Below are 22,106 nucleotides of genomic sequence, written 5' to 3'. Positions count from 1 at the left end.
GCCTTGGAAGAATGCACTTTGAGTTGTCTTGAAATCGATCAATCATGTCTGAAATTACTCAAGCACAAATTACCGAACAGCTTTGCCGGCGGTTGGCAGATTTTACCAATGCCGAGATGGAGATTTCTCCCGAAACCAATTTGATTACGCATCTTGCAATCGATTCAGTTAAGCTCCTGAATCTCGTCATGGAGATCGAGGATCATTTTGACATCTCGGTTCCGTTGAATGCACTTGTGGATGTACTGACTGTCCAGGATCTTTCCAATCTAATTTATAAAATCAAATCAGCGACAAAATGAGCTTGCTCGAAAAACTTGATACTGCTGCGGCAGCCAGGAAGGCGCAGTTACCCGATGGCCTGGGTGCCTTTGGTATCCCCATCGAGGAAACTTATTCCGCGACCGAGGCCAGAATTGGTGGGCGGCGTGTCTTGATGCTGGGCACGAATAACTATCTTGGGCTGAGCTTTACGCCGGAATGCCGGCAAGCGGCGCACCAGGCTATCGACCAGGAAGGTACGGGTACGACCGGCTCGCGCATGGCGAATGGTAATTATTCCGGGCATCGCGCCTTGGAACAGGAGTTTGCCGAATTTTATCAGTGCCGCGCGTGCATTGTGTTTACAACCGGCTACCAGGCCAATTTAGGCACGATCTCGGGATTGGTTGGCACGGGAGATGTCGTGCTGATCGACGGGGATGCGCATGCCAGCATATACGATGGCTGCATTCTGAGTGGCGCGGATATCATCCGCTTCCGGCACAACGATATGGCGGATCTTGAAAAGCGGTTGCGCCGCTTGGGGGAACGGAGCCGGAATGCCTTGATAATTGTCGAAGGGATCTATAGCATGCTGGGCGATCAGGCGCCGCTGGCCGAGATCGTGAAACTAAAAAATGCTTACCACAGCACCTTATTGCTGGACGAGGCCCATTCACTCGGTGTCCTGGGCGCGACCGGTCAGGGTCTGGTGGAGAAAACGGGGTTGATCAAAGAAGTTGATTTTATCACTGGCACTTTCAGTAAAAGCCTGTGTGGGATTGGCGGTTACTGTGTCAGTAATCACCCGCAACTTGATCAGCTGCGCTATGTGAGTCATCCCTATATTTTTACAGCTTCGCCTTCACCGGCCACCATTGCTTCAACGCGTGCAGCCTTGAAGTTATTGCGTGACGGACAATTGTTACGTGAACGTTTATGGCGCAATGCGCAGCACCTGTATGCATCCCTCAAAGAGATGGGCTATCAGGTGGGCCCTGAGCCCGGCCCGATTGTTGCCGTCATGCTCGACAGCCCCCAGCAGGCTCTGGCCCTATGGAATGGATTGATGGCGGATGATATCTATGTCAATCTGGTGCTGCCTCCGGCCGCGCCGGACGGTAAGTCGCTGGTTCGCTGCAGCATCAATGCCGCACATACGCTTGAGCAAATCGATCGTGTTTGCGAGACGTTCTCCAGACTGTATGCCAGTCTGGAACGGTAAGCGGCTGCCTCGACCCGTTCTGAATCCTGTTCGGTGATGTGCGACTGAACTCCCACCGAAATATTACCTGTCATGATCGATTGGATCGTCCCTGACTGGCCATCTCCCGGAAATGTAAAAGCTGTTGTCACAACCCGTCAGGGTGGGGTCAGCCAGAACATTGCGGGTGCTTATGCAAGTTTCAACCTGGCAACTCATGTCAATGATAATCCGGATGCTGTTTTGCAGAATCGCGCGCGGCTGCGCCGGTATTTGCCCGCCGAGCCGCGCTGGCTGACACAAGTGCATGGTAGCCGGCCCATTTGGGTGAACACAAGCAACGAATGGGAGGGAGATGCTGCAATCAGTCGCGATAGGGGCGTCGTCTGCGCAATTCTGGTAGCGGATTGTCTGCCAGTACTTTTATGTGACACCGCTGGCAGCGTGGTTGCTGTGGTCCACGCAGGGTGGAGAGGACTGGCCGGGGGTATTATTGAGAATACAATCAGAGAAATGCATAAATATGCGCCAGGCGAGCAAATCATTGCCTGGCTAGGTCCGGCCATTGGCCCTGGGCATTTCGAAGTCGGTGAGGAAGTGCGGGCGGCTTTTGTCGCCTATAATCGGCAGGCTGCTGGTGCTTTTGTTCCGGCGAAAGAAAAGGGGAAATGGTATGCGAACCTCTTTGATCTGGCACGACAGCGCCTTGCCGGCACTGGGGTAGGCCAGGTGTATGGCGGTGATGTCTGTACTTTCAGTGATGCGATGAGATTCTATTCATATCGCCGTGATGGGGTGACGGGACGCATGGCTGGCCTGGTATGGCTGGCATAAGCCTGCGCTTGATAGAGAGTAGGGCCGGTGTCTATCTCCATCGGCCTTCCTGGCAATAGTAACGCATGGCACGCATTTTCTGACTGCCTGTCCGAACAGATGGCCACATCGTTCTGCTGCTTCCAGCTTTTCTTTTTGCAGTGCTCCGGCGTTTTGTGCCCGAGCTGTCCGCTTCAATTCTTTATCCGTTTTGGTGACCTTGGAATTTAATATATGTCAGTTCTAGCATGGATCGTACTCGCCAGTGTTTTAGGCGGCCTGCTGAGTATAGGGCTTGCAGCATTATTGACGTTGAATGCCCGCAGCAATACATGGATATCCATCCTTATTTCCTATGCCATTGGCGCCCTGCTTGGCGCGGCGTTTCTCAATGCGTTGCCCGAGGCGCTGGAAATGACCGACGAACCTAAACAACTTACAATCATTCTGCTCGGCGGGATTCTGGTTTTTTTTATACTGGAAAAACTCCTGTTGTGGCGCCACTGTCATCTGGAGGAATGCGAGGTGCATGAATCCGCCCTGGAGATAGTTCCGCCTGCACCGAGCCACCATGATCATGGCCGGAGTGGCATGATGATCGTGCTGGGCGATACATTCCATAATTTTGTCGACGGCATCCTGATTGCTGCAGCCTTTATGGCCGACATTCAGCTGGGTATTGTGACCGCAATCGCCATTACCGCTCATGAAATTCCTCAGGAGGCCGGAGATTTCATCATCCTGCTCAACTCCGGATTTAGCCGGGCACGCGCACTCTGGTTTAATTTTCTGTCTGGTGCGGCGACGGTACTGGGCGCATTGCTCGCATATTTCATGCTGCATCAGCTCGATCATCTGATCGCTCCGATACTGGCATTCGCCGCAGCCAGCATGACTTATGTGGCCATGGCTGACCTGATTCCCAGTCTGCATAAACGCCCCGAGATCGGAGCTACCATTCAGCAAGTCGTTCTTATCGTATGCGGTATCGGTACCGTATGGTTAGTTGGGGCATTTTTTGGACATAATCACTGATCTGCGATCTTATTCCTGACTGGGCGTAACCAGCGTAGCTGCCGCATGACCAAGATAGCCGCTGGCCGTGCGGTAGTAGAGAGTCCGTAAAGGTACGCCGTCCTGCCGATAAATGGTGCGTGAGCCGATTTCTGCAGGTTCTTGCAGCATGTGACCGATGTTGCCATCGGTCCGATCCAGTTCGAGCGTCCGCCGTTTCATGCCAATCATCAGGATGGGACGCGTGGTGGGCGGTGCTGACGGATGCCAGAAATCATACATGGCGGCCGGCACACCAAACACATTGCGTGAACGAATCTCCAGCGGGGGGTCGCTGCGCTGATAGAAGGCGAGGGCACTGGCAATGGACCATTTGCTCATGCCGACTATGATCGGGGACTGGCCGGTTTGGTGTTCAATGTCCATGGCGATTTTTTCCACTTCGGCTGTAGTTTCTTTCCAGAAATAATGTTCGCTCAGGAAGCGGTAAGGAAGTCCGGGTATGCCGAGGGCGACATAGTGCAGCACAAACGCATAAGCCAGCAGCAAGAGGATAAGGGTGGGCTGCCAGGCAGCGCGCAGCGCGTGGGCGACTTTTTGGTGTGTGTTGTTTTGCCCGAGCATCCATGCCATAGTCGGGATGAGTGCCAACCAGAGCGGGCTGTTCCAATGAAAACGGGGCGCGTCAAAAGTGCTGACCGCTATAAAAAACAATAAAGGAACGCCAGTAAATATACCGATAAATAGGCGTTTTCTGGATGCCTGAGATGGATCGGACACGAGGGTTCGTAACGCGAGCAGGGCCGCGACCAATCCGATTGGCGTCAGCACAATGGTGATGTAAAGTATCAGTTTGTGGGTGGAAAACACATGCTGTGGACCACCAATCCTGTTGGTCTGGAACAGAAAAGAGGCCCAATTGTTTTCCATATTCCAGATGATGACGGGGCTGAATAGTAAGAGCGCCAGCAATGCTGCCAAGTAGGGGTGTGGCCGTGACAGCCAGCGGCGTGCTACCGGATCCAGTAAGACAAAAATGAGCGCCGCAATCCCTAGCAAACCGAGTGTATATTTGGACAGAATGCCCAATCCAAAGGCGATGCCCATGCCTATCCAGACCCGGCCAGTCTGGCCGGCAAGCAACGCTCGTTCCATGTAATAAAGCGTGGCGACCCAAGCGGCAATCAGCGGGGCATCTGGCGTCATGGCCAGGCCGGTTGCAAAGCCGAACGGCAATATCGCCAGCAGCAATGCCGAACGCATGCCGGTGGATTTATCATAGAGATTGCATGCGAGCGCATATAGATACCCCATGGCGGCCAGGCCGCAGACAAATGCACCTAATCTGACGCCAAACTCGTTCTGGCCGACTAGTGTGGTACCCAGCCAAATCAACCAGGCAACCATCGGTGGATGATCGAAGAAGCTGAGATCCATATGCTGCGTATACTGCCAATAGTAGGCCTCATCTGGGATGAGTTGGGCAACGCCCATGTAGACGAGGCGCAGCAAAATGACAAAGCCAATGATGCCTATTGCTGCAGTGCGCCAGCGTATGTCCAGTGGAACAGGGGGATCTGATTTCGGGAACACATAGAAGGCTGATCCGAGGTAGTTCACGCCTGCTGCCGCAATAATTGCCGGGAAGATTGCCCATTCACTGGCAACCCCCCAGCCATAGACCAGCCAGGCTAGCACCCCGCCGCGTAGCAGCAGTGCGAACAGCCCAACCGTCAGGAAGCGAATGAACTGGCTCCAGCGCAGGTGGCCCGGATGATGGAGACGGAAGGACCACTTCGAGTTCAGTGTGTAATTAAAGGTCGCGGCAGCGATAAAACTGGAAATGTGGGCCAGGGCAAGACCGCTATCCTGGCTGATCATCCATTGATAAATCAGGACGTCGACAAAGACGCCGAGAAATCCGACCACGGCAAAGCGGCTTGCTGTCCGGATCGAGACGGTGCCGCCGGCCAGGGCAATCAGCCGTTGCAGAAAAATCAGGTTGTGCGAGAACGCGAGTTTTGAGGTGCCTCGTGTCCGGTCCCGGAAACAAATGGGTATTTCTTTCACGCGCAACCGGCCCTGTCCTGCCATGAGTAACTCGAGCAGAATTTTATAGCCGCGAGCATGGTTGGGTATATGTGTGGCAAGCGCTCGCCGGAAAGCAAAGAAGCCCGAAGTTGCATCATTCACATCGCAGATCGCGCGGGCTAGCAGGCCGCCGGCGCGGGATAGCCATTCCCGATAGAATGGCCAGTTTTCAGTGCCGCCACCCGGGATGTAACGGCTGCCAACCACCACGTCATGGCTGCCCTCGACAATGGGTTGCACCAGCGCTGCCAGGCGATCGCTTGGATGGCTCATATCGGCATCCATGACCGCAATGACCGGATGTCTGGCGGCAGCTACGCCCGCAAGAATGGAGGCGGTTAAGTCCGGCTCGGCATGTCTTTCTATCAGGCGGACATTATGGGTGGCTTCCCATGATTTGACCTTCTCAGGCGTGCCGTCGGTCGAGCCGTCATCGACGATGATCACTTCAAATTGATCGCCCAGGCAATCAAGGGCGAACAGGCTTTTTAAAAGCGGGTCGATATTGCTGACTTCATTCAGCGTGGGGACAATGAGGGAGAATTGCATGGTAACGTTCGCTTATCCGAATTTTTAGTTATTTGCAGTTGACCTACTCATGGCTTGGCCATTCTGTTATGCGGAGAACCGAGGTGCCTGCTACTGCGATCTGGTCAGCCAGGCAGAATCGGGGGTATTTTATGGGCGGTTTTTCTGATATTTCAGAACGGCGCGATTATGTTCTGCCAGGGTAGCCGAGAACTTGGAAGTGCCATCACCTCTGGCAACAAAATAAAGCGCATCGGTCGAGGCAGGATTGAGCGATGCTTGTATGGACGCCAGACCGGGCATGGCTATCGGGGCAGGGGGGAGGCCAAAGCGGGTATAGGTATTGTAGGGGTGATCGGTTCTCAGGTCAGCCTTGCGCAGATTACCATCAAATTTATCGCCCATGCCGTATATTACCGTGGGGTCGGTCTGAAGCTTCATGCCGCGTCGCAGGCGATTGACAAATACACCGGCGATCATCCTGCGTTCACTTTCTACACCGGTTTCCTTTTCAATAATCGAGGCCAGGATCAAGCCTTCGTAGGGATTTTGCAATGGAAGCGATTCTTGTCGGGAGAGCCAGGCTGCTTCAAGATGATGCTGCATGGTTTGGTAGGCGCGTTTCAGAATGGCTATATCGCTGCTGTGCTTACGAAAAAAATAAGTATCCGGAAAAAAAAGCCCTTCGGCTGCGGTTTCATGCGCGCCGATCAGGCGCAATACTTCCAGCTCACTCAAGCCTGATGCATCATGCCGGATTGCGGGGTGCTCATCCAGTGTCTGCCTGAATTGCGAGAACGTCCAGCCTTCGATAAAGGTGATTTCATGACGCTTGACGTCACCTTGTACCAGGTAGTCAAGCAGCTGCAAAGGGGTCAGGTTTCCGGTGAGTTCATAGTCACCCGCCTTGATGGATGCCTGGTTGCCTGTCACATGGGCCAGCAGCATGAATGACCAGGCATTGGGAATCACTTGCTCATCGGCCAATTGTCTGGCAATCCCCCGTAAACTATCTCCTGGTGCGATCGAAAATGTGTAGGGCACTGCAGGCAGCCTTGACGGCGATATGACAAGGAAGCCGGTCCAGGCGGCAAGCAGGAGACTACCGATCAATATTACACGCAGCAGGAAACCCAGCCAGCGCGCTAGGCGTATCGATTTCGGCATGTCAGCACATTCAGGCGTACCATTTCATTCTTGGGGGCTGCTCTGCGGCCAATCAGCCATGGATGAAGCCGGATGCCTTGTCATGGTGTCAAACTTTGCGGAACACGAGTGTGCCGTTCGTGCCACCAAATCCAAATGAATTGGAAAGGGCAACATTAATTTTCATTTCCCTGGCCTCGTGCGGGATATAATCCAGATCACATTCAGGATCGGGATGGTCAAGATTAATCGTTGGCGGGGCGATCTGATGAAAAACAGCCAGTGTGGACAGCACTGCTTCGACACCACCGGCCGCGCCCAATAAATGGCCTGTCATCGATTTAGTGGAACTGATTGCCAGATTCTTGGCGCGCTCACCAAAACATCGTTTTACGGCAATGGTTTCGGCGATATCGCCTAGCGGGGTCGATGTGCCATGTGCATTGATATAATGCAGCTCATCCACATTTACGCGCGCATTGGCTAGTGCGTTGGTCATGCAGCGTGCGGCACCTTCCCCGTCTTCACAGGGTGCGGTCATATGATGTGCATCTGCGCTCATGCCAAATCCTGCCAGTTCTGCATAGATTCGTGCGCCGCGTTGCCGGGCATGTTCCATTTCTTCCAGAACCAGAATGCCTGCACCTTCGCCCAGCACGAAGCCATCCCGTTTGATATCCCAGGGCCGGCTCGCGGCAGCGGGATCATCGTTACTTGAAGAGAGCGCGCGCGCGGCAGCAAACCCCCCGACAGTCAAAGGCGTAATGCATGATTCCGTGCCGCCGCAAATCATGATATCCGCATCACCGTATTCGATCATGCGCGCCGAATTGCCGATACTGTGGGTGGCAGTGGTACAGGCCGTGACAATCGCTAAATTGGGCCCCTTGTAGCCATACATGATGGACAGGTTGCCTGCAACCATGTTGATGATGGTGCTGGGAATAAAGAAAGGTGAAATCTTGCGGGGACCCCCTGCATGATAGGCGGCATCAGTCGCCTCGATCATGGGCAGCCCGCCGATCCCGGAGCCAATATTGACGCCAATACGCTCCGCGTCAAATTGGGTTGCATCTTCGATTTCCGCATCCCGGATTGCCTGGATCGCTGCTGCCATGCCGTAGTGGATGAATACATCCATGCGGCGTGCTTCCTTGGCAGAAAGGTATTGCGTGATATCAAATCCCTTGACCTCACCGGCAATCTGGGACGAGAAATTGGAAGCATCAAAGCGCGTGATCCGGGTAATGCCGGACTTTCCGGCAGTGATGTTCTCCCAGGCATCGGAAACAGCGTTACCGACCGGTGATATGACACCTAGCCCGGTAATGACTACTTTGCGTTTGGACAAAATGGCTCCAGTGAATCAGTGTAGATAAAATCGATATTTATTGAGAGGCATTGGATGCGACATAGTCAATCGCTTCCTGAACAGTGTTGATTTTTTCTGCTTGTTCATCAGGGATTTCGCATTCGAACTCTTCCTCCAACGCCATGACGAGCTCTACTGTATCGAGTGAATCGGCACCGAGGTCATTAACGAAAGAGGATTCATTCTTAATTTCCGCTTCATTGACGCCCAGCTGTTCCGCTACAATTTTTTTGATGCGTTGTTCTATTTCTGCAATTTCCATTGATGTGCCCATCCTTTTCAGGTAAGAAAATTTCCGCAAGTTTAACAAATTTCAAACACCAGCAAAACCCACGTGAATTTGTGAGTTAAACGCCTCTTACTACTACAAAAAAACAACCTCATCCTATCATCATTTTTAACCATAAAAAGATGATTGGAATTTCTGGAGCGCATCCAAGACTCAGCATGGACAGGCCTGAATTGATGATTAATCCATATACATGCCGCCATTGACGTGCAGTGTCGTTCCGGTAATGTAATCCGCTGCCGGGGAAGCCAGAAAAGCGACCGCTGCGGCAACATCTTCCGGTCGGCCCAGTCGCCCCAATGGAATATGCTGGATTAGGGCTTGCTGCTGATCTGGGGAGAGTGAGCGGGTCATGTCGGTATCGATGAAACCGGGGGCAACACAGTTGACCGTAATATTTCTGCTACCAATTTCTTTCGCCAGCGACTTGCTGAAGCCGATCATGCCTGCCTTGGCTGCCGCGTAATTGGTTTGACCCGCATTGCCCGTCGCGCCGACGACTGACGAGATATTGATGATGCGCCCGCTACGTGCTTTCATCATGGCGCGCAAGACGGCCCGGCTGAGATGGAATACAGATTTCAGATTGGTTTGCATGATCGCGTCCCATTCTTCATCTTTCATACGGGCCAACAGGTTATCACGTGTGATGCCGGCATTGTTGACCAGGATGGATATGCTGCCCAAGGACTTTTGCACCCTGTCGATGCTAGCGTTGATCTGTTCAACATGATTGACATCCATGACCAGCCCCATTCCTTTGATATTGGCATCCTGTAAATATTGATCGATTTGGCGGGCACTGCTTTCGGTCGTTGCGGTACCCGAGATAGATGCGCCTTGCTTGCCAAGTTCAAGGGCGATGGCTTTGCCAATGCCGCGGCTTGCACCGGTAATCAATGCGACTTTATGCTCGAGTAACATCATGGGGTCCAAAAGATTGATGGGAAATCATTATTCTGCTGAGAATGTCATGCCACCGGACTATTTCAAGGTGCCGGCGTTTTGCTGGAGCAGGCCGGAATCACTCAAGGCGATAGTCGTCAGATTCTTATTGATGCGACGGTTGAGTCCCGACAATATTTTCCCAGGACCGCATTCCACGACATGGGTCACACCTTGATCTGCCATCGCCTGAATCGTCTCTGTCCACCGGACTGGGCAATAGAGTTGCCGGGCAAGTATCTCCCGGATGGATGTGGCTTCGGGATGTGGCTGTACATCGACATTGTGTAAAACGGGAATATGCGGTGGCTGCAGCGAGGTCTGTTCCAGCAACCGTGCAAATTTATCGGCTGCAGAGCGCATGAGCGCGCAATGTGATGGAATGCTCATCGGGAGCAAAACCGCCAGCTTCGCTTTTCTCTGTTTGGCGAGCGCAATGCCTTGCATGACAGCCTGTTTGTGGCCCGCTATGACGACCTGGCCGGGTGCGTTGAAATTAGCCGGCTCAAGGAAAGTGCCTGGCAGGTCCTGAACGATTTCAGAACATATCGTTGCCACGGCGTCGTCATCTAATCCGACGATTGCAGCCATGCCGCCAGTACCTTCGGGCACGCTTTCCTGCATGACTTCTGCCCGATAGCGTACCAGCTTGAGTGCATCGGAGAATGTAAGCGATCCAGCCGCGACCAGGGCGGCATATTCACCCAGGCTATGGCCCGCCAGCAGATGCGGATGAATGCCGCCTGCCTGTTGCCATGCACGGTAAATGGCGACATCGGCCGTTAACATGACGGGTTGGGTGTGAGTGGTGAGATTCAGTTTTTCTTCTGGCCCGTCATGGGTCAATGACCAGAGATCTTCCTGCAGAATGTCGCTGGCTTCAGCGAATGTGGCACGTACCGACGGCAATGCCGCATAGCCTTGCATCATGCCAACTGACTGTGATCCCTGCCCAGGGAAAATAAAAGCAATTTTCATGATCTACCAGCGTATTAGAACTGAACCCCAGGTGAATCCGCCACCTACGCCCTCAAGCACAACGTTGTGCCCGGATTGAATGCGTTTATCCCGCACGGCGATATCCAGCGCAAGTGGCACAGAAGCAGCTGAGGTGTTGCCATGTTGTGCAACGGTTATCACGACTTTCTCTTGAGGAATGCCAAGTTTTTTGGCGGTGGAGGAAATGATCCGGATATTGGCTTGATGCGGTATCAGCCAATCGATATCGGAAGTTTGCATTTGGTTTGCATCCAGTGCCTCATGAACGGCTTCTTCCAGAACTTTGACTGCGAATTTGAACACGGTGTTGCCTTCCATGGTGATAAAAGGCTTGCCTTGTATTTTTCCTGCGCTGATATTGCCAGGCACGGCCAGGATCTGGCTATAACTGCCGTTGGCATGCAGATGTGACGAGAGAATGCCAGGCTGCTGGTCCCGTGTGAGTATGACAGCGCCTGCGCCGTCACCGAACAGGACGCAGGTGCTACGATCGTTCCAGTCTATGATGCGGGAGTAGACTTCAGTGCCGACCACCAAGGCATTGCGGCATTTTCCAGAGCTGACGAACATATCGGCCGTAGCCAGCGCATAGATGAAACCACTGCAAACTGCCTGCACATCGAATGCCGGTCCGTTGGTAATGCCGAGTTTATGTTGCAGGATACAGGCAGTACTGGGAAAGACCATATCGGGCGTGGTCGTGGCAACAATGATCAAGTCGATTTCGTTGGGCTGGAGGCCCGATGCGGCTATTGCCTTGCGGCTTGCCTCCAGAGCCAGATCGCTGGCCATCTGGTCTTCAGCAGCGATGTGGCGCTGGGTGATGCCAGTCCGTGTGCGTATCCATTCGTCACTGGTATCTACCATCGATTCAAGATCCTGATTGGTCAGGATTTTTTCTGGCAGATAACCGCCGGTCCCAATGATGCGTGAATACATAGTTATAATCGGCTCACTTTACTGATACTGGGTTGGGAATATTTTGTCCAATATTATGGCGCAGCAGCTCGACATGTTCGCCAATATGACGCAACATCCCGCCACGCACTTCACCGGCTGCGCGCCCGATGGCGCAGCGAAATGCGAAGCTGTCGGCCGAACCATGGCTTTTAATGACGATGCCACGCAGACCCAACAAGCTTGCGCCATTATAGCGGCGGTGATCGACGCGCCGTTTGAAGGCATTGATGACAGGCAATGCGACCAAACCAGCCAGTTTGCTGAAGGGGGTGCGTTTGAACTCTTCGCGCAAATAGCTGGCCAGCATTTGTGCCAGTCCTTCCGACGTCTTGAGCGCAACATTGCCCACGAACCCGTCGCACACCACTACGTTGGTGGTGCCTCGGTAAATATCATCGCCTTCGATATTGCCATAAAAATTCAGGCCGCTGGAGCGGAATAATTCTGCCGCCTGCTTGACAATGTCATTGCCCTTGATGTCTTCCTCGCCAATATTCAACAGGCCTATGCTTGGATTGGGTTTTTGCTCCACCGAAGAGACCAGTGTGGCACCCATCATGCCAAACTGAAGCAGGTGCTCCGCGGTGCAGTTGACATTCGCACCCAAATCCAGAACATAAGTATGTCCAGAGATGGTGGGCAGCACTACGGCCAATGCAGGCCGGTCGATACCAGGAATGGTCTTCAATACGAATCGGGAAGTGGCCAGCAGCGCACCCGTATTGCCCGCGCTGATACATGCCTGGGCTTCGCCACTTTTGACTAGATTGATGGCAATGCGCATGGAAGAGTCTTTCTTGTTGCGCAGGGCAATCGCCGGCGACTCATCCATGCCAACGACTTCGCTGGCTGGATGCAATCTGAGCCGCGGGTTGGGAGATATTTTGAGCGCATGCAATTCCGCTTCAATTGCATCCGGTATCCCAACCAGAATGATATCTGCCTCAGGATCCTGACGCAGGTATTCGACAGCGGATGGAACAGTGACATGCGGGCCATGATCACCGCCCATGCAGTCGATCGCTACAGTTATATTCACTTGTTACAAAGGGCTAGGCAATGACGAAAATAAAGATTAAATGGATAGAGATCAATCGTCGTTCTTGGTTTTGATGACCTTTCGTCCGCGATAGTAGCCATTGGGGCTGATATGATGACGTAAATGCGTTTCTCCGGTGGTTGCTTCGATCGCCAAGGACGGATTGGTCAATGCATCATGGGAACGATGCATCCCGCGTTTGGAAGGGGATTTCTTGTTTTGTTGCACAGCCATAAGTTTAACTCCAGAATAAAGAACGTCTGTAAAACGTTGAGAATCTAACACGATATCGCATCTGAAAGACTGCGGAAAACATGCTTGCTTTGTTTATCCCGTTTTCAGACATATTCGTGACTTGTTCCAATACGGTTGATTAATGTGATTGCTTCAGTGTTGCCAATGCCGCAAAAGGATGTTCGTCGGTGGCAGCTCTATAAATTTCAAGTTTGCTTGTCGTCAGGCATGCAATATCTTGATGCCGGGGCGAGTTTGGCAAGCTCAAAATGATTTCATCCTCGACCAGGGTCAGAATATCAAGTGCTGCCGAAGCCATGATCGCATCAACGGCTACATCCTCGTCGTAGCGGCATAATTCATCCTCATTCCGGGCCAGGAGCAGTTGAGATTCAAGCTCAAGCGCATGCTCCAATTTTTCCAGGCAACGCTGGCAACTCAGATTGACTGTGCCGCGGACCGCTATCCTCAACATCGGCCTGCTTTGATTATCGCATAACCCCTCGATCGAGTAGACAAGCTCACCTGCCTTGTCTGCCAGGTAATCCTGCAAACGTTGAAGATCACATGGATACACTCTGCCATGTAGTGAACCGGCATTACGGACAAAATCTAATGTATCGATAACTATTTGGTCAGACATAAGGCGCGCATGTTATATTTTTTATCTTCAAGTGTCAAAAATTGCCAATAACATACTACTATAATATTTTGAAAACGCACACGATTCATCCTCCATTGATATTGGGTTCCAGTTCTGTTTACCGGCGCGCGCTACTCGAGCGCTTGCAAATTCCCTTCAAAACCGCCAATCCTGCTATCGACGAAAGCGCGTTGCCTGATGAGACGCCGGCTGCCACCGCGCTCCGGTTAGCGCAAAACAAAGCCCGTGCAGTGGCTGAAATATTTCCTGATGCGCTCATCATTACGGCAGATCAAGTGGCTGTGCTGGAGGGCATCCAATTGGGCAAACCCCTGAATCATGCCAATGCGACCCGGCAACTTCGGCTGATGCGCGGAAAGGAAGTGATCTTTCATACCGCGCTGTGTTTGCTTAATAGTCGATCAGATCACTTACAGTCGCGTATTGTTCCATGTTCGGTAAAATTTCGTGAGATGACCGATCTGCAAATAGCGGGCTACCTTGCAAAGGAACAGCCCTATCATTGTGCCGGCAGTGCCAAAACCGAGGGACTGGGGATCGTCCTGATTGAACGCATCATGGGCGATGATCCCAATGCCTTGATTGGATTACCGTTGATTGCGCTGACGGAAATGCTGATGTTGGAAGGGGTGGTAATCGTGTAAGCCGAGAGAGTCGTTGCTTGTCAGCTTATTCACCGTATGCAGCGTACCCGATAATCCACACTGCGTTCGATCCTGGCTCAACTAGGAGGCTGTCCGAGAATAGACTGATCTACTGCGGACGAACCTGATTGGCCGGATTTTACGATCTTTTTCGTTAAATAGAACGACTATTCGCCTCAAATGATCGAAAAACCCAACTCAACCAGCTTCGCCCTCGCTACGATCGCTATTCTCGGACAGCCTCCTAGCATGTCCTATACTGCGCGCCGTCTGGCTTCTTTCCCGTTTGCGTTCCCGGGTGCGGTGCATGCGTATCTGGATGGGACAATGGGGAGCATGGCATGAGCGGCCAACCTGGAGGTGTTTCGTTGCGCGTGATGGCGCTTTTGGCAGGGTTGATGGGGGGGGGCACGGGCTTTTCGCATCCTGGCCTGGCAGCTTACCCTGGTGCAGAAACTTACCTGAATGCAGCCGCAGAAGCCTTGAATCTGGATGACCCGGGAGGGTTAACCTTGCACCTGGCGCTCCAGCGTGTTTTGCAGCGCAATCCGGAACTCGCTGCTTTTTCCAAAGAAGTGAGTGCATTTGAAGGCAGCAAACTGCAGGCCGGTTTGTTCAAAAACCCTGAGTTTAATATCGAAGCGGAAGATATCAATTCATCCAATGCCGCGCTGCAACGATTTGCCACCTTTCGTATCAGTCAGCTGATAGAACTTGGCGGCAAGCGGCATGCCCGTGTGAATGTGGCGGTGACGGGCCAGGCGCTCGCTGATCAGGCTTATGCAGCGAAGCGGCTAGAAATGATCGCACGTACCGCCAATGCCTTCATCGATGTGCTGGAAGGTCAGGCACAGGTGGGGGTGGCGGAGGATACCTTGCGGTTGGCCGAAGCTGCGATGCAGGCAGCTGTCAAGCGGGTGGATTTGGGGCGGGCCCCCCCCATGGAGGCGATGCGCTCGAAAGTCGCGCTGGCCACGGTCAAGATAGAGCTTGAGCAGGCAAAGCGCGATCTGGCTGCCGCCAGGACACAATTGGCACTGCTTTGGGGAGATAACGAGCCGCGCTTCCATCGAGCGCTGGGGGAGTTGGAGGCGTTGGTTGAGATCCCCGGTTTCGATCAACTGGCCGGGTATCTGGCGCAAAACCCGCTGATGCTGCAGAGTTCGCAGCAAATCGTGCAACGTCAGGCGATGGTCGAGTTGGAAAAGGCGCATCGTATTCCCGACATTACGCTGGGTGCCGGTGTGCGGCGTTATCTGGAAACGGACAATACCACTGCATTGCTGGATATTTCGATTCCCATTCCAGTTTTTGACCGAAACCAGGGTAACTTGCTGGAAGCGCGCCAACGTTTGCATAAGGCCATGGATGAACGGCTGGCGGTTGAGTTACAGCTGAAGACCGAATTTGCACGGACCTACGAGAATTTGCTCGCCGCCCAGAATGAGATCCGGGTGCTGCGTGATGAAGTGCTGCCGAGTGCACAGCAGGCCTTTGAATTGACCAGCCGGGGCTACCAATTGGGCCGGTTCGGCTTTTTGGAAATGCTGGATGCCCAACGTACTTTTTTTCAGAGTCGCACCCTTTATGTGCGGGCATTGGCCAATTATCAACGATTGATCAATACCGTCGAACAGTTGGTGGCAGCGCCGATCGAAAGTCTGCGGCATCCCGCAGCGTATGATCGCAAGGAACCGGAATAAAACAACGTTAAGCGGTATCCCGGCGCATGCAATGCCACCCTGCACGAATTTTGCGGCAGCAACCATTGGGCGGGGTGCGCTTGCGCACCATGGCGCTGACGAGAGCTCATCCCAGGCTTCGCACATTCTGCTGTAAATTGTAGAGAGGCCTATCATATTTTCATCAAACGAATGCACAAATTGAATTTCATGTTTAAAGTAAATTGGCTGCAAGCCAAACTGCATGGATTTTTGGAGTCAGAGCTACGCTGCAGCATGTCGGTAGGGGGCGGGCGCTTCATGTCATTACCCTTTGCGCTGCAGCCTGAATACTGTGCAGGTGGACAGTCCCTGTCGAGGTTGTGGGGATGAACGCCAGGCGCAGCCTGCCGATTCTAGCAACCATTATGGTCGGTGTCCTGCTGGGGGTCTGGATCATTTTCATGAATGAACCCGATTCGCCGGATATTGCCGAACGACCGCAATTCGGTGAGGAGGAAGGCTCTGCAGGAATGACGGGTCCGCAGGGCGGGAAGCTATTTGTGCAGGATGATATGGGCCTTGAGCTGATTATCCATGAAACGGCTGCTTATCCGCATTTCCGACTCTATCCTTATCATCAAGGCCAACCATTGCCGCCTGCCGATATGCAAGTGACGATTGCGCTGATGCGGCTTGGCCAACCGGCGCAGCTCTACGCTTTCAGACCCGAAGGCAATTATTTGATCAGTGATGACGAAGTCGAAGAACCCCACTCCTTTGAATTGGTTATCACTGCCGAATGGCGGGATAAAAATTATCGCTGGGGTTACAGTCAGGTTGAAGGGCGAGTGCAGATGAGCGATGAATCGATGCATGGCAATGGCATTCAACTGGCGACCGCCGGGCCTGTTGTCATCCAGCCCCGCGTCACCTTGCCGGGTGAAATCATATTCAACGAACATACGATTGTGCATGTTGTGCCGCGGTTGCCGGGCATGGTTGTGGCGGTCGAGCGCCATCATGGACAGGCGGTTGAAAAAGGCGAGGTATTGATTGTCATGGAAAGCGCCATGCTGGCCGATTTGCGCAGTCAGTATCTGGTTGCCCGCCAGCGTCTGGCATTGGCACAGACGGTTTATGACCGAGAAAAGCAATTATGGCAGGAAAAAATAACCGCCAAGCAGGATTACCTGGTCGCAAAACAGCAATGGGAAGAAGCCCGAATCGAGTCGCAGCTGGCTGCCGAGCGTTTGCAGGCGCTCGGCGTCAGACCGGAATCCAGCTTGTCTGGCAAGAATTTAGCGCGCTACGAAATTCGCTCTCCGATCAGTGGCATTGTCATCGACAAGGCGGTGGTGACGGGCGAAGCGGTGAAGGCGGACAAAACCGTCTTCATTGTCGCGGATGTGTCCACGATCTGGGCGGCCATCAGAGTTTTTCCCAGGGATCTGCATCGGATCCACGTGGGACAGCGCGCTACTGTCCACGCTGACGCGCATCAGCTCGTGCGCGCAGGAAAAGTGATCTATATCACGACGCTGCTCGATGAGCGAACGCGTACTGCCACCGCTCGAGTGGAACTCGATAACCACGACCAGGTGTGGCGGCCTGGCATGTTTGTCAAGGCAGACTTGCTGGGCGAGGACATCGCAGTGCCGCTGGCAGTGCCATTGGCTGCCTTGCAGAGAATAGCGGATCAATTGGTGGTATTTGGCCGTTATGGCGAGTTTTTTGAAATGCGTCCACTCAAACTGGGGCGCAGCGATGGACAGATGGTCGAGGTGATTTCGGGGTTATCTGCTGGCGAGCGTTATGCGGTGAGCAACAGTTTTATTATCAAGGCGGAGCTGGTTAAGGCGGGGGTGGCGCATGACCATTGAAGCAACGGATTGCAGCGGCCTGTGTCAGCCAGCTGCATTATGGTGCAGCGACCCATTGAGCCGGGGCTGTTCGCGGGCTGGGTCTTGCGTGCATGTTTGAGCGCATTTTACGAGCGACAATTGAGCACCGTGGGTTGGTGCTGCTGGCAGTGCTGGCGATGGCCTGGCTGGGGGTCTACAATTATCAAAAACTGCCGATCGATGCGGTGCCGGATATTACCAATGTCCAGGTACAAATCAATACGGCCGCGCCAGGCTATTCGCCGATAGAAGTCGAACAACGTATCACTTTTCCGCTTGAGACGATCATGGCCGGATTGCCCGGGCTTGACTATACCCGGTCGTTGTCGCGTTACGGGCTATCCCAGGTGACGGTGGTATTCCGGGATGAGATCGACGTATATTTCGCTCGTCAATTGGTCAGCCAGCGCATCCAGGAAGCAAAAGGCCGGTTGCCGCCTGGTATCGAGCCGGAAATGGGGCCGATTTCTACTGGTCTTGGCGAAATTTTCATGTGGACGATCGAGAGCCTGGAGGGTGCGCGCAAGCCGGATGGCACGGTCTATACGCCGACCGATTTGCGTGAGATCCAGGACTGGATCGTCCGCCCGCAATTGCGCATGGTCAGAGGCGTGACCGAGGTCAATACCGTAGGAGGGTATGTCAAGCAATTCCATGTGACGCCTCATCCGGAAAAACTGATCGCCTATGGGATTACGCTACAGGATATCGTTACCGCATTGGAGCGTAACAATGTCAATCTCGGCGCAGGCTATATTGAAAAAAGGGGCGAGCAGTATCTGGTGCGTCTGCCGGGACAGGTCGCCAATCTCGAAGAGATTGGTGAGATCACGCTAGGCAGCAGGCAGGGAACACCGCTGCATATCAGGGACCTAGCCGAGGTCCTGATTGGCAAGGAGTTGCGCACGGGTGCGGCCACCCAGAATGGCGATGAGGTCGTGCTGGGTACGGCCCATATGCTGGTCGGGGAAAACAGCCGTACCGTCGCGCGCGCGGTTGCCGAGAAACTGGCGGAAGTCAATCGCACGCTGCCGGCCGGCATTGTCGCCACCCCGGTTTATGACCGGACCAAACTGGTGGATGGCACGATCCGCACGGTCAGCCTCAATCTAATCGAAGGCGCCGCGCTGGTGATTGTCGTGCTGTTTTTGTTTCTGGGCAATATCCGGGCAGCGATTATCGCCGCGCTTGTGATCCCGTTATCGATGCTGTTTACGTTTAGCGGCATGGTCGCCAACCAGATCAGTGCGAATCTAATGAGTTTGGGGGCGCTCGATTTCGGCATTATCGTCGATGGCGCGATCGTGATAGTCGAAAACAGCATTCGCCATCTTGCACAGGCGCAAGCCAGGCTGGGGCGCAGTCTGAAGCGGGAGGAACGGCTGGCGCTGGTGTTCACAGCGACCCGACAGACGCGGCGTGCGCTGATCTATGGGCAGATTATCATCATGATTGTTTATCTGCCGATTTTTGCACTTTCGGGTGTCGAGGGCAAAATGTTTCATCCCATGGCGTTCACTGTCGTGATCGCATTGCTGGGTGCGATGATTTTATCGGTGACATTCGTACCGGCAGCGCTTGCGCTTTTCCTGACCGGAAATGTGGCCGACCGGGAAAGCTGGATCGTCGTGTGCTGTAAACGCGGCTATCAGCCCATGCTCGAAAAGGTGATGCGCAATCAGGGATTGGCCATTACCGTTGCGCTGGTTGCAATTGTACTGTCTGCGTTATTGGCGACTCGTCTCGGCAGTGAATTTATTCCCAGCCTGAATGAAGGGGATATTGCCTTGCACGCGATCCGCATTCCAGGCACCAGTCTTTCGACCGCGATTGCCATGCAGAACGAGCTCGAGAAAACCATCCAGTCCTTTCCCGAAGTGGAGCGCGTTTTTTCCAAGATTGGCACCGCGGAAATCGCAACCGATCCCATGCCGCCCAGCGTGGCGGATATTTTTATCATGCTGAAACCGCAGGCAGAATGGACGGGCCGGTATCGCACCAAGGATGCGCTGATCCAGGCGATGGAGCAGGCAGTTCTGCAGGTGCCAGGCAATAATTATGAATTCACGCAACCGATCGAGATGCGTTTCAATGAACTGATCGCCGGGGTGCGCGCCGATGTGGCTGTCAAAATATTCGGTGATGAGCTCGACCAGTTGCTTGCCTTGGGAGTGCGTGTCGAGTCGCTGCTTGCAGCTGTGCCGGGTGCGGCCGACGTGAAGGTCGAGCAGGTGACGGGATTGCCGGTATTGTCGATTGATGTCGACCGCGCCAGTGTCGCGCGCTATGGCTTGAATGTTGCCGATGTGCAGGACGCGGTATCTATTGCTGTCGCCGGCAAGCGTGCCGGCCTGATTTTTGAAGGGGATCGCCGTTTTGAATTGCAGGTGCGGCTACCCGAGTCGCTGCGGGCCGATATCGAGATTCTCAAGCATTTGCCAATTGGTTTGCCGGTCCAGGCTGAAAGGCCAGAGGCGATCGGGGCTGGTCAGCTGGCGCAAACCGGGTTGACCGCTTTTGTCACACTGGGGGAAGTCGCGCAGCTAGAGATTGTTCAGGGCCCGAACCAGATCAGCCGGGAAAATGGCAAGCGGCGCGTGGTGGTGACGGCTAATGTGCGGGGGCGGGATCTTGGCTCCTTTGTCAAGGAAGCCCAAGGCCTGATAGATACAAGTATGCAAATCCCCCCGGGTTACTGGCTGACCTGGGGGGGTCAGTTCGAGCAAATGCTCTCAGCCGCGCAGCGGTTGCAAATAGTTGTGCCCATTTCGCTGGGGCTGATTTTTATTCTGCTCTATAGCATGTTCGGTAATTTCCGGGATGGATTGCTGGTATTTACTGGTGTGCCGTTTGCGTTGACGGGAGGGGTATTGGCTCTGTGGATGCGCGATATTCCGCTATCCATTTCCGCTGGGGTTGGCTTCATCGCTTTGTCAGGGATAGCGGTGTTGAACGGGCTGGTCATGCTTTCGTTCATCCGTGAATTGCGTCAGCAGGGCGTCGCGTTGACAGAGGCGGTGCAGACGGGTGCGCTGACACGGCTGCGCCCGGTGCTGATGACCGCACTTACCGATGCAATCGGTTTCGCTCCCATGGCGCTGGCAACCGGTGTGGGTGCAGAAGTGCAGCGCCCGCTGGCAACGGTGGTGATCGGCGGCGTTTTTTCTTCGCTTGCGTTGACTTTGCTGGTTTTGCCGGTGCTGTATCATATGGCCTATCGGGCGAGAGTCAGGAAGTAGGTGTGTTTTTCAGGAACGGTCGGGCGCGCCAGCCTTGCGGAATAGCAGGCGAATTCAGCCTGAATTCGCTGTCCGCCATAGATACTGCTGAGCGTACAATAGCGACTTGTGTTACCTCTGCCTGGATCTGTCAGGCACGCTGGCCACGAAAAATGTCGAGACTTTTTACACTTTTTGAAGCTGATGGTCTGGCATATGGAAGACTGATTTCTTATCCTCATGTTTTTACGGATATAAAACCTTTTTATTGGGATTGGCATGGATCATGCTTGTCTATTAGGCAGGCGCTATAAAACTATTTCGCTTTTGTAGCAGGTTGTTATACTAATAAGCTTCCATTTTCCCCGAAGTTTTGCGTGAGAGGTGACAGACATGTCAGACAAGAAAATGCAAGAATCATCAGATCAGAGTTTGGACAATGACCAGATCCGCAACGCCCCCCAGCCGATTCGAAGAAAATTGCTGAAGGGCACAGTCGCGGTTCCAGTCATCATGACACTGCATAGCGGTGCAGTACTGGCACGGACAAGTAATCTTGTTGGGGCGGCGGTGGATAGCGAAACTGCAAAAATTGGTGACCAATATGTCTGTGCTCATAATGCTGATCCGGATCCGTCAGGTAAATATGATTTAGGTGATTCTCCTCAATTAGAGCTTGTAGATAATGTTGAAGAATGCCTTGGAACCGTGGATGATCCCAGGAGCGGAATACTGATCTCCGTTACCGCATATAATTCTCTCCAAGGCAGAGGATTTTCTACTGATCTTTAGTCAGTATGTTTGCGAACAGGAAATGTTCCTAGTACTCCGTTCCGTCAATTAGCTTGCAAATGAAATCGATGGATTCGCCTGCCAGGCTAGGCGCAAACCGCAGTCATAGCGTAGCTATGGCGAGGATTTGCAACAACGCATGACAGGCGAATCCATCGATTTCATGTAAGCATTTTGGCGGAACGGAGTACTAGCTTGAAACTCAAGTCAGGTAAAGCAACCGGAGTTGAATTAAAGCATATGGGCTCCAAGTAAATAAACTTTTCTTGATTCCCGGCTGTACTGACTTTGCTGCAAAGAATATAGGAGGTCTAATGAATCCGGAATT

Annotated in this window: 20 protein-coding genes; 10 read left to right on the top strand and 10 right to left on the bottom strand. The window is 53.3% G+C overall.

Annotated features, from left to right (window positions below; genetic code table 11):
* Positions 1 to 44 precede the first annotated feature (44 nt).
* The 4 genes from ABTW62_RS01595 (at position 45) to ABTW62_RS01580 (ending at position 3,313) form a co-directional block, all read left to right on the top strand.
* Positions 45 to 302: an acyl carrier protein gene (locus ABTW62_RS01595; protein WP_090413188.1), complete on the top strand. Its 258-nt coding sequence runs from the start codon at positions 45 to 47 to the stop codon at positions 300 to 302.
* Entirely contained in the window at positions 299 to 1,486 is a 1,188-nt protein-coding gene (spt, locus tag ABTW62_RS01590) for a serine palmitoyltransferase (RefSeq protein ID WP_430902826.1), read from the top strand. The genes ABTW62_RS01595 and spt overlap by 4 nt, the downstream gene beginning before the upstream one ends.
* 72 nt (positions 1,487 to 1,558) lie before the next feature.
* Positions 1,559 to 2,299 carry a peptidoglycan editing factor PgeF gene (pgeF, locus tag ABTW62_RS01585; RefSeq protein WP_430902825.1) on the top strand — a complete coding sequence of 247 codons (741 nt, stop codon included), beginning with the start codon at positions 1,559 to 1,561 and terminating at the stop codon, positions 2,297 to 2,299.
* A 213-nt stretch (positions 2,300 to 2,512) separates the two neighbouring features.
* On the top strand, positions 2,513 to 3,313 hold the full coding sequence (locus ABTW62_RS01580) for a ZIP family metal transporter (protein ID WP_430902824.1): 801 nt from the start codon (positions 2,513 to 2,515) through the stop codon (positions 3,311 to 3,313).
* A 9-nt stretch (positions 3,314 to 3,322) separates the two neighbouring features.
* On the opposite strand, the gene ABTW62_RS01575 is transcribed toward ABTW62_RS01580, so the two are convergent.
* The 10 genes from ABTW62_RS01575 to ABTW62_RS01530 all read right to left on the bottom strand — a co-directional run bounded on the left by ABTW62_RS01575 (position 3,323) and on the right by ABTW62_RS01530 (position 13,538).
* A complete protein-coding gene (locus ABTW62_RS01575; protein WP_430902823.1) occupies positions 3,323 to 5,932 on the bottom strand; it encodes a glycosyltransferase family 39 protein in 2,610 nt (869 codons plus the stop codon).
* Positions 5,933 to 6,061: 129 nt separating this feature from the next.
* Positions 6,062 to 7,078, bottom strand: a complete 1,017-nt coding sequence (gene mltG, locus ABTW62_RS01570) for an endolytic transglycosylase MltG (protein WP_430902822.1) — start codon at positions 7,076 to 7,078, stop codon at positions 6,062 to 6,064.
* A gap of 88 nt (positions 7,079 to 7,166) precedes the next feature.
* The gene (gene fabF, locus ABTW62_RS01565) at positions 7,167 to 8,408 is read right to left on the bottom strand and encodes a beta-ketoacyl-ACP synthase II (protein WP_430902821.1); all 1,242 of its coding nucleotides are present in this window, start codon (positions 8,406 to 8,408) and stop codon (positions 7,167 to 7,169) included.
* Positions 8,409 to 8,445: 37 nt separating this feature from the next.
* Positions 8,446 to 8,685, bottom strand: coding sequence for an acyl carrier protein (gene acpP / locus ABTW62_RS01560; protein ID WP_090413219.1), 240 nt, complete (start codon positions 8,683 to 8,685; stop codon positions 8,446 to 8,448).
* Positions 8,686 to 8,898: 213 nt separating this feature from the next.
* Positions 8,899 to 9,642 (bottom strand): 3-oxoacyl-ACP reductase FabG, encoded by a 744-nt coding sequence (fabG, locus tag ABTW62_RS01555; RefSeq protein WP_430902846.1) that lies wholly within the window; start codon positions 9,640 to 9,642, stop codon positions 8,899 to 8,901.
* A gap of 60 nt (positions 9,643 to 9,702) precedes the next feature.
* The gene (gene fabD, locus ABTW62_RS01550) at positions 9,703 to 10,641 is read right to left on the bottom strand and encodes an ACP S-malonyltransferase (protein WP_430902820.1); all 939 of its coding nucleotides are present in this window, start codon (positions 10,639 to 10,641) and stop codon (positions 9,703 to 9,705) included.
* A gap of 3 nt (positions 10,642 to 10,644) precedes the next feature.
* Positions 10,645 to 11,601, bottom strand: coding sequence for a beta-ketoacyl-ACP synthase III (locus tag ABTW62_RS01545; RefSeq protein ID WP_430902819.1), 957 nt, complete (start codon positions 11,599 to 11,601; stop codon positions 10,645 to 10,647).
* Between the two features lie 13 nt (positions 11,602 to 11,614).
* Positions 11,615 to 12,661 (bottom strand): phosphate acyltransferase PlsX, encoded by a 1,047-nt coding sequence (plsX, locus tag ABTW62_RS01540; RefSeq protein WP_430902818.1) that lies wholly within the window; start codon positions 12,659 to 12,661, stop codon positions 11,615 to 11,617.
* Between the two features lie 51 nt (positions 12,662 to 12,712).
* Entirely contained in the window at positions 12,713 to 12,895 is a 183-nt protein-coding gene (rpmF, locus tag ABTW62_RS01535) for a 50S ribosomal protein L32 (protein WP_430902817.1), read from the bottom strand.
* A 139-nt stretch (positions 12,896 to 13,034) separates the two neighbouring features.
* Positions 13,035 to 13,538, bottom strand: coding sequence for a YceD family protein (locus tag ABTW62_RS01530; protein WP_430902816.1), 504 nt, complete (start codon positions 13,536 to 13,538; stop codon positions 13,035 to 13,037).
* A gap of 68 nt (positions 13,539 to 13,606) precedes the next feature.
* Here ABTW62_RS01530 and ABTW62_RS01525 point away from each other — a divergent pair, with 68 nt between their 5' ends.
* From ABTW62_RS01525 to ABTW62_RS01500, 6 genes are all read left to right on the top strand, one after another.
* Positions 13,607 to 14,203, top strand: coding sequence for a Maf family nucleotide pyrophosphatase (locus ABTW62_RS01525; protein WP_430902815.1), 597 nt, complete (start codon positions 13,607 to 13,609; stop codon positions 14,201 to 14,203).
* A 180-nt stretch (positions 14,204 to 14,383) separates the two neighbouring features.
* Positions 14,384 to 14,548: a hypothetical protein gene (locus ABTW62_RS01520; protein ID WP_430902814.1), complete on the top strand. Its 165-nt coding sequence runs from the start codon at positions 14,384 to 14,386 to the stop codon at positions 14,546 to 14,548.
* Positions 14,545 to 15,906, top strand: coding sequence for a TolC family protein (locus ABTW62_RS01515; protein WP_430902813.1), 1,362 nt, complete (start codon positions 14,545 to 14,547; stop codon positions 15,904 to 15,906). The genes ABTW62_RS01520 and ABTW62_RS01515 overlap by 4 nt, the downstream gene beginning before the upstream one ends.
* Positions 15,907 to 16,253: 347 nt before the next feature.
* A complete protein-coding gene (locus ABTW62_RS01510; protein ID WP_430902812.1) occupies positions 16,254 to 17,747 on the top strand; it encodes an efflux RND transporter periplasmic adaptor subunit in 1,494 nt (497 codons plus the stop codon).
* Between the two features lie 92 nt (positions 17,748 to 17,839).
* A complete protein-coding gene (locus ABTW62_RS01505) occupies positions 17,840 to 21,007 on the top strand; it encodes an efflux RND transporter permease subunit (RefSeq protein WP_430902811.1) in 3,168 nt (1,055 codons plus the stop codon).
* Between the two features lie 372 nt (positions 21,008 to 21,379).
* Complete coding sequence (locus ABTW62_RS01500; protein WP_430902810.1) at positions 21,380 to 21,778, top strand: hypothetical protein; 399 nt, start codon at positions 21,380 to 21,382, stop codon at positions 21,776 to 21,778.
* The last annotated feature ends 328 nt before the right edge of the window (positions 21,779 to 22,106 follow it).

It is taken from the genome of Nitrosomonas sp. ANs5 (genome assembly GCF_050584665.1).
Classification (GTDB): Bacteria; Pseudomonadota; Gammaproteobacteria; order Burkholderiales; family Nitrosomonadaceae; genus Nitrosomonas.
This window is presented reverse-complemented; position numbering and strand designations above follow the sequence as displayed.

Coding starts and splice junctions, on each gene's coding strand:
- ABTW62_RS01595 (WP_090413188.1), top strand. CDS start 45: ATGTCTGAAATTACTCAAGCACAAATTACCGAACAGCTTTGCCGGCGG.
- spt (WP_430902826.1), top strand. CDS start 299: ATGAGCTTGCTCGAAAAACTTGATACTGCTGCGGCAGCCAGGAAGGCG.
- pgeF (WP_430902825.1), top strand. CDS start 1,559: ATGATCGATTGGATCGTCCCTGACTGGCCATCTCCCGGAAATGTAAAA.
- ABTW62_RS01580 (WP_430902824.1), top strand. CDS start 2,513: ATGTCAGTTCTAGCATGGATCGTACTCGCCAGTGTTTTAGGCGGCCTG.
- ABTW62_RS01575 (WP_430902823.1), bottom strand. CDS start 5,932: ATGCAATTCTCCCTCATTGTCCCCACGCTGAATGAAGTCAGCAATATC.
- mltG (WP_430902822.1), bottom strand. CDS start 7,078: ATGCCGAAATCGATACGCCTAGCGCGCTGGCTGGGTTTCCTGCTGCGT.
- fabG (WP_430902846.1), bottom strand. CDS start 9,642: ATGTTACTCGAGCATAAAGTCGCATTGATTACCGGTGCAAGCCGCGGC.
- fabD (WP_430902820.1), bottom strand. CDS start 10,641: ATGAAAATTGCTTTTATTTTCCCTGGGCAGGGATCACAGTCAGTTGGC.
- ABTW62_RS01545 (WP_430902819.1), bottom strand. CDS start 11,601: ATGTATTCACGCATCATTGGGACCGGCGGTTATCTGCCAGAAAAAATC.
- rpmF (WP_430902817.1), bottom strand. CDS start 12,895: ATGGCTGTGCAACAAAACAAGAAATCCCCTTCCAAACGCGGGATGCAT.
- ABTW62_RS01530 (WP_430902816.1), bottom strand. CDS start 13,538: ATGTCTGACCAAATAGTTATCGATACATTAGATTTTGTCCGTAATGCC.
- ABTW62_RS01520 (WP_430902814.1), top strand. CDS start 14,384: ATGATCGAAAAACCCAACTCAACCAGCTTCGCCCTCGCTACGATCGCT.
- ABTW62_RS01515 (WP_430902813.1), top strand. CDS start 14,545: ATGAGCGGCCAACCTGGAGGTGTTTCGTTGCGCGTGATGGCGCTTTTG.
- ABTW62_RS01510 (WP_430902812.1), top strand. CDS start 16,254: ATGAACGCCAGGCGCAGCCTGCCGATTCTAGCAACCATTATGGTCGGT.
- ABTW62_RS01505 (WP_430902811.1), top strand. CDS start 17,840: ATGTTTGAGCGCATTTTACGAGCGACAATTGAGCACCGTGGGTTGGTG.
- ABTW62_RS01500 (WP_430902810.1), top strand. CDS start 21,380: ATGTCAGACAAGAAAATGCAAGAATCATCAGATCAGAGTTTGGACAAT.